This window comes from Haladaptatus sp. (assembly GCF_049589095.1).
GTDB lineage: Archaea > Halobacteriota > Halobacteria > Halobacteriales > Haladaptataceae > Haladaptatus.
In genome coordinates this window covers 1-5,577 of sequence record NZ_JBAWAC010000432.1, presented here as the reverse complement: position 1 = coordinate 5,577, position 5,577 = coordinate 1, and the positions used below count along the sequence as shown (strand labels likewise).

Sequence of the window (5,577 nt, the reverse complement as noted above, 5' to 3'; positions counted from 1 at the left end):
AGGTGTTTCTGAAGCCATACCTTCGAATCGTCGCGCCAGGACTTAGTTTCCGTCGCTATCGCTCCCGTTCTCGACACGTGTGACAGGAAAATGAGGGGGTTTTACTTGGTCGGGTGAGACGGGGGTATCATGCCGACGTTCGGAAAGGTGGTGCACGATGTATCCGACTTGCTCGGAAAGGTCGGTTCGCACGAAGTTGCAACGAACGTCTCCGTCAACAACGTCGTTCTCGCCATTCTAGTCCTCCTGCTCGGTTGGTACGTCTCGCAGTTGGTCGTCAGCCTCGTCGGGCGACAAGTCGCCCGTCGCTTCCGCAGGCCGAGCGTAACGAAGACTGTCCTCCGCGGAATCCGTGGGATCATCCTGTTCCTCGCGGTCGGGACCGCCGCGGCGCAGGTCGGGTTGGGCGCGTCGAACATCCTGCTCTCGGTGACGGTGTTCTCCGCCACGGTGGGTCTCGTCCTCGCGCCGATCATCGGGAGCGTCATCAACGGGTTGTTCCTGTTGGCCGACCAGCCGTACGAAATCGGTGACCTCATCGAACTGGTCGATACCAACACGCCGGAAGGGGGAACCCGTGGCTACGTCGAGGACATCACGCTCCGGTACACGAAGATATTCACGCTCGAAAACACGTTCCTCGTCATCCCGAACGCGACGATGCGCGAGCGCGACGTGGTGAACTACTCCGCCGAGGACACCCGCTCAAGGCTGTCGCTCCAACTCCAAGTCACCTACGAGGGGGACCTCGATGAGGCGCGAGCCATCATGGAGCGGGCGGCCCGCGATACGCCGGAAGTGGTGGCATCGGGACCCGACATCCGCATCGGAAGCGCGCGCTATCCGAGCGACCCCGTCGCACAGGTACGGGACTTTGCGAATCACGGTGTCCTGCTCGAACTCCGCTACTGGGTGAAAGACCCGTACAACATGCTCCGGGTTCGGTCACACATCATGGAACGAATCTGGGAGGGGCTCAAGGACGCCGACGTGGAGATCGCCTACCCCCACTCGCACCTCGTCTTCGACGACACGAGCGGCGTCGCCCGCGTCGCGATGGAACCCGATCGGGAACGAACCGAAACGCCGTCACCCGTCGAATTCGACGAACGCTGACTTAGCCGACCGTAATCAGTTCGCAGTCCACCTTTTCGCGGAGGAAGGTCTCGATGTTCGGGTCGTCCACCAGTCGACGGATCGCCCGTCGCCAGCGCCCGACCTGTTTGCGGCCGATGACGACGATATCGGCATGCGTCGCGGCGATCTCGTCGAGAATCGTCTCCTCCACCAAAAAACCGTCCCGAACGACGTATCTCGCGTTGGTGACGCGACCGAACGCCTTTTCGACGGTTCGTTTCAAATCGGTTCGCGTCACGTCGCTTCCGCGGTGATAGAGGTTGACGTGTAAGACGGTGAGGTCCGCACCGTATTCCTCGGCCACACGAAGCGCCTCCGAGAGCGTTCGACGCGAGTGTTCCGTCAGCGGGTATCGGACTGGAACGAGGACGCGGGTCATGTGGTGTCGAAAGCGACCCACCGGGGAGAAGTTTACTATCCGTCCGTGACGGTCCACTTGGCCGAGTCTATCGACGCGCGATACGACCCTCGATCTTCGGTTCGATGCCGAACCGGCGGGCGTAGTCGGCCAACACTTCGTACTGGAGCTTTCCGGTTTCGATACGGTGTTCCTCCCGGAGTGCCGGAAATTCCCGGTCGCTCTGGAGAAGGTACTCGGTCGTTGCGAGGGTGTAGGTGACGTCCTCCAACAGGGCTTCCCCACCGATGGTCGCCGATTCGACCGCCCGCTCGGCCTGGTTCCAGACGAGTTCGACCCCGCTGAGATGGCCGTGCCACCAGTCGTGTTCGGCGAAACCGATGGTCGGGTCGTAGGCCTGTCGAAGCACGTCGAGGAGCTCCGCTCCCGTGAGTTCCGCGACGGCCACCCGTTCCTGAAACGGGAGCACGCTCACGAGGTCGCCGACCGTTACCTCACCCGAAAGGGGTTCGCCTTCGCGGATGCCGCCGCTGTTTTGCAGGCCGACCGCCGCGTCGGTCGCCCAGCGGTACGCGTCGGCGACGAAGTTTCCGATCCTGCTCTCACCCCGGAACGTCGTGGTTTCGGTTCGCTCGATGGGGGTGGAGACGGTGGCGACGACGGAATCGAGTCCGGAGCCCCCCTTCTGTTCTTCCATCATCGTGGCCACGTCCTCGTCTCGGGGGGCGTCCGCAACGCGGTGGCGGTTGACGGACGGTTCGTTGTCCAGTTCGATGGAGAAGAGGACGTGGCCGTTGACACCGGGACGGGTGACGAGCGTTCCGTTCATCTGTTCGATTCGTTCGGAGTGAACGTGCCCTCCGAGAATCACGTCCACGTCGACGGCGGCGGCGAGTTCCTCGTCGTACCGCCCGAGGTGGGAGAGTGCGACGACGTAATCGACGCCCTCGTCACGGAGATGGGAGACGGTCGCTTCCGCGGCCTCGATCGGGTCGGTGAACTCCAATCCCTCCGTATTCGGATTGATCGAGGGCGTCTCGGGTGTCGTCACGCCGAAGAATCCGACCCGCGTCCCGTCGATTTCCCGAACGGCGTACTGCGCGGTTCCAGCACCGGCGGCGAATCGGTTGTCGCCTTCGCGTATGTTGGCGGTGAGCCACGTCTGGGGGGACCGCCAAACGAGTTCACGCGTTCGGTCGATCCCGTAATCGAAGTCGTGGTTGCCGAACGTCTCGAAATCGGGCGAGATAGCGTCGAAGAACGAGAGTGCCTGTTTCCCCTCGGTGACGAGGGAGAGAACGCCAGGTGCGGTGTTGTCTCCGGTCCCGACGACGAGCGTCCGTTGGTCCCGATTCGCGTTGATACACCCCGCGAGTCGGCCAGTCCGGTCCGGGTCATCGTAGACGTTCTCGATGTCCGAGTAGTGGAGGATACGGAGAGCCATTGGCGAGGTGTTCCAGGGAGAAGACAAGATTCCTTCGATATGTTCAACACCCCTAAATCGCTGGACCCACAAAGGGTGTATGATGAATACAGCGACGACCAGGGACGACGAAACCGTCTACATCAACGAATCGGATGGGACTCGCGGATCGAAGGGACCCTTCTTCGTCGTCTACCGCTCGCCCGATTTCGACCGCCGATACGGCTACTTCTGTGGGAACTGTGAGACGCTCGACAACGCGATGGATTCGATGGGTCGAATCGAGTGCAACCGGTGTGGCAACCTCCGGAAAGCGACCGAGTGGGACGCGGCGCACGAATAGGTCGGCCGGATTCTTTAGGGGCCATGCGGCGTGAGCGTTAGTATGGTTTCGACTGACGAGGAACTGGTCGAGGAGTTGGAAAGCCAGCGCCAAACCATCATGCTGGACGGGGCGTTGCGGTTGGTCGAGGAACATCACCGGGACACCGGTGCGGGCGTCGAGCGCGAACTGTTCGAGGAGTATCTGGACACGATGACGTTTCGATACGAGGGTTTTCCCTCCTCGGTGGACGAGGCGCTGGTCAGCGAGGATTCCTGGCACGGGGGCGGACACATTTACGAACTTTCGGAGAACCGAATCAGCTACTATCCGCCACGATGGCACGACGAACTCCGTGAAACGTCTGACCTGCGCGAGTACCTCCGAGTGATGGAGACGGACGCGATGGAGACCGAAGGCGGAGACCGAGAAGCCGTCACGGACGACGGCGCGCTGATGGACATGCTGTTGGACGCGGCGGTCGCCATCGGGGGCATGGACCGGGAGGACGCACGCAGCCAAATCGAGACCCTCAAAACCGATGGTGAGGTACGTGTCTATCCCGAACAACACGCAAACCCGTGGGTTCAACGAATCTAGTGGCCATTCGTTTCGATATTTTGAACGAATCCTTACGCTTGTTCGAATCCGCAAGAACATTTATTATGGTCCCTGCGGTATGTTCATACGGATGGCCCCTGTTAGCACACCACCGACCAAGGAGGCCAGGTCGATTTTCAACCGCCTCGGATACGAGGTTCTGGACGACGGAGACGAATTTCGCGCCAGACGAAAGTGGCGCGAAGTACGCGTTTCCGCCCTCGCAGATACCGGGGAGATGCCGACATATGGGACGCTTCGATGTTTCGTGACGTGGGCAGAGAACGCGACGCAACTGCGCAAACGGATTCGGGATTCGAATCCCGATTACGAGTGGGCAGTCATCGCGGTAGACGAGAGCGGGGACTACGAAGTCGCCCGGGCACCGCCGAGCAAAGCGGTGGTGGCTCAGTAGGGGTATCGGATTGGAACGGCCCGTCGCGGGCACGATTTTGTCTTTTTCGTGGGTCAGTAGCCACAGTAAACACGATGGAGCCCCAACGACGGATCACGGATGGACGAACACACGCACGACCCGACCGCGGCACCGCCGTTGCCAGGCGAGTCACCGACCGGGTGGCTCGCCGAGCTAAACCGGTGGGAGCACGGTACCCTCCGCACGGCGGTGATTCACGGTGTTCGACTGTTCAACGCCGGGGAGTTCCACGCGAGCCACGACTGCTTCGAGGACGAGTGGTACAACTACGGCAACGGGTCGGTCGAGAGCGCGTTCCTCCACGGAATGGTGCAGGTCGCGGCGGGCGCGTACAAACACTTCGACTTCGAGAATAACGACGGGATGCGTTCGCTCTTCGAGACGGCGTTACAGTATCTCCACGGCGTGCCGGACGATTTCTACGGCGTGGACGTGGCCGACGTGCGCGCGACGATGGAAGAGGCGCTCTCGGACCCGAGCGTTCTTCACGGGTGGAAAATCGCGTTGGACAGCGAGCGACCGACGGCGGACGAGGTCGATCACGGCGAGACGGGCCGTTTCGAATGAGCGTTTTCCGCGAGAAACCTACTCGTACACGGAAATCCAACCGTCGTTTTTGACCGTGACGCGATACTCCCCGAACATGAACTCGACGCTGCCGACACCGTCGCGATCGATCCCCGAAACGTCGAAGCCGAAGAGGGCGTTCTCTAGGGCGGCTACATCGACACAATCGTACAAGACCGGATCTTTCAACTCCATCGGTGACAATCCCTCGGCCTCTGCGACGGCAGTGACGATGATCGCCGTGAGGTCGTGTCCGCTCTCCGGTTCGTATCGTGCTTGCTGGACGAGCGTCCAATGGTCATCGTCGGTGCCGTTGGTGTCGGCATGGTCGTCGCTCTCACTCGTCCGTGTCATCCATCTCCCTCCGAGCATGGGCTTCCTGTCGAGTGTCGAGGCTTGCACCTGCCCCTGCTAGCGCGGTTACTACCTGTTTGGCATTGGGTCCGGGTCGGATGATTTCTTTCGATTCATCGAACACGAGCACACCTTCGTCTACCAGTTTCGGAACGTGTACGTGGTAGAGCGAGGCGTACGTTCGTTCGATGTCCTCCTCCGGCAGGTCCTCTTCCGGAATATCGGTCTCCCACGACGCTACTTTGACCGCGATTTCGGTCAGCTCCCATTCGGTTTGGGATTTCAGCGTGTAGACGAGATATCGTCGCCGTGATTCCGCGAGCGCTTGGAACACGTGATCCAACTCCAGAACGTCTTTCGGGAAGTCCTCCGTCGAAACA

General features: G+C 60.9%; 9 protein-coding genes. 5 read left to right on the top strand and 4 right to left on the bottom strand.

Features of this window, described 5'->3' with window-relative positions; translation table 11 throughout:
* Positions 1–129 precede the first annotated feature (129 nt).
* Positions 130–1,116 (top strand): mechanosensitive ion channel family protein, encoded by a 987-nt coding sequence (locus WBV42_RS13615; protein ID WP_423986506.1) that lies wholly within the window; start codon positions 130–132, stop codon positions 1,114–1,116.
* A gap of 1 nt (position 1,117) precedes the next feature.
* Here the strand turns inward: WBV42_RS13615 and WBV42_RS13610 are convergent, their stop codons facing one another.
* Together WBV42_RS13610 and WBV42_RS13605 are read right to left on the bottom strand one after the other, a co-directional pair.
* Complete coding sequence (locus WBV42_RS13610; protein WP_423986505.1) at positions 1,118–1,516, bottom strand: universal stress protein; 399 nt, start codon at positions 1,514–1,516, stop codon at positions 1,118–1,120.
* A gap of 67 nt (positions 1,517–1,583) precedes the next feature.
* Positions 1,584–2,939: a bifunctional metallophosphatase/5'-nucleotidase gene (locus tag WBV42_RS13605; RefSeq protein WP_423986504.1), complete on the bottom strand. Its 1,356-nt coding sequence runs from the start codon at positions 2,937–2,939 to the stop codon at positions 1,584–1,586.
* 82 nt (positions 2,940–3,021) lie between these two features.
* On the opposite strand from WBV42_RS13605, the gene WBV42_RS13600 reads away from it, so the two are divergent.
* From WBV42_RS13600 to WBV42_RS13585, 4 genes are all read left to right on the top strand, one after another.
* Positions 3,022–3,261 (top strand): DUF5816 domain-containing protein, encoded by a 240-nt coding sequence (locus WBV42_RS13600; protein WP_253227275.1) that lies wholly within the window; start codon positions 3,022–3,024, stop codon positions 3,259–3,261.
* Between the two features lie 42 nt (positions 3,262–3,303).
* Positions 3,304–3,840 (top strand): hypothetical protein, encoded by a 537-nt coding sequence (locus WBV42_RS13595; protein WP_423986503.1) that lies wholly within the window; start codon positions 3,304–3,306, stop codon positions 3,838–3,840.
* A 91-nt stretch (positions 3,841–3,931) separates the two neighbouring features.
* Positions 3,932–4,255, top strand: a complete 324-nt coding sequence (locus WBV42_RS13590) for a DUF7116 family protein (protein WP_423986502.1) — start codon at positions 3,932–3,934, stop codon at positions 4,253–4,255.
* A gap of 99 nt (positions 4,256–4,354) precedes the next feature.
* Positions 4,355–4,843 (top strand): DUF309 domain-containing protein, encoded by a 489-nt coding sequence (locus tag WBV42_RS13585; RefSeq protein WP_423986501.1) that lies wholly within the window; start codon positions 4,355–4,357, stop codon positions 4,841–4,843.
* Between the two features lie 18 nt (positions 4,844–4,861).
* Here WBV42_RS13585 and WBV42_RS13580 read toward each other — a convergent pair whose 3' ends face one another.
* Positions 4,862–5,197 (bottom strand): HalOD1 output domain-containing protein, encoded by a 336-nt coding sequence (locus WBV42_RS13580; RefSeq protein WP_423986500.1) that lies wholly within the window; start codon positions 5,195–5,197, stop codon positions 4,862–4,864.
* The coding region (locus WBV42_RS13575) for a DUF7344 domain-containing protein (RefSeq protein WP_423986499.1) at positions 5,181–5,577 on the bottom strand (397 nt) is incomplete at its 5' end. The genes WBV42_RS13580 and WBV42_RS13575, both read right to left, overlap by 17 nt.

Bases quoted from the DNA above. Each gene is read 5' to 3' on its own strand.
- WBV42_RS13605 (WP_423986504.1), bottom strand. From the start codon at position 2,939: ATGGCTCTCCGTATCCTCCACTACTCGGACATCGAGAACGTCTACGAT.
- WBV42_RS13600 (WP_253227275.1), top strand. From the start codon at position 3,022: ATGAATACAGCGACGACCAGGGACGACGAAACCGTCTACATCAACGAA.
- WBV42_RS13585 (WP_423986501.1), top strand. From the start codon at position 4,355: ATGGACGAACACACGCACGACCCGACCGCGGCACCGCCGTTGCCAGGC.
- WBV42_RS13610 (WP_423986505.1), bottom strand. From the start codon at position 1,516: ATGACCCGCGTCCTCGTTCCAGTCCGATACCCGCTGACGGAACACTCG.
- WBV42_RS13595 (WP_423986503.1), top strand. From the start codon at position 3,304: ATGGTTTCGACTGACGAGGAACTGGTCGAGGAGTTGGAAAGCCAGCGC.
- WBV42_RS13590 (WP_423986502.1), top strand. From the start codon at position 3,932: ATGGCCCCTGTTAGCACACCACCGACCAAGGAGGCCAGGTCGATTTTC.
- WBV42_RS13580 (WP_423986500.1), bottom strand. From the start codon at position 5,197: ATGACACGGACGAGTGAGAGCGACGACCATGCCGACACCAACGGCACC.
- WBV42_RS13615 (WP_423986506.1), top strand. From the start codon at position 130: ATGCCGACGTTCGGAAAGGTGGTGCACGATGTATCCGACTTGCTCGGA.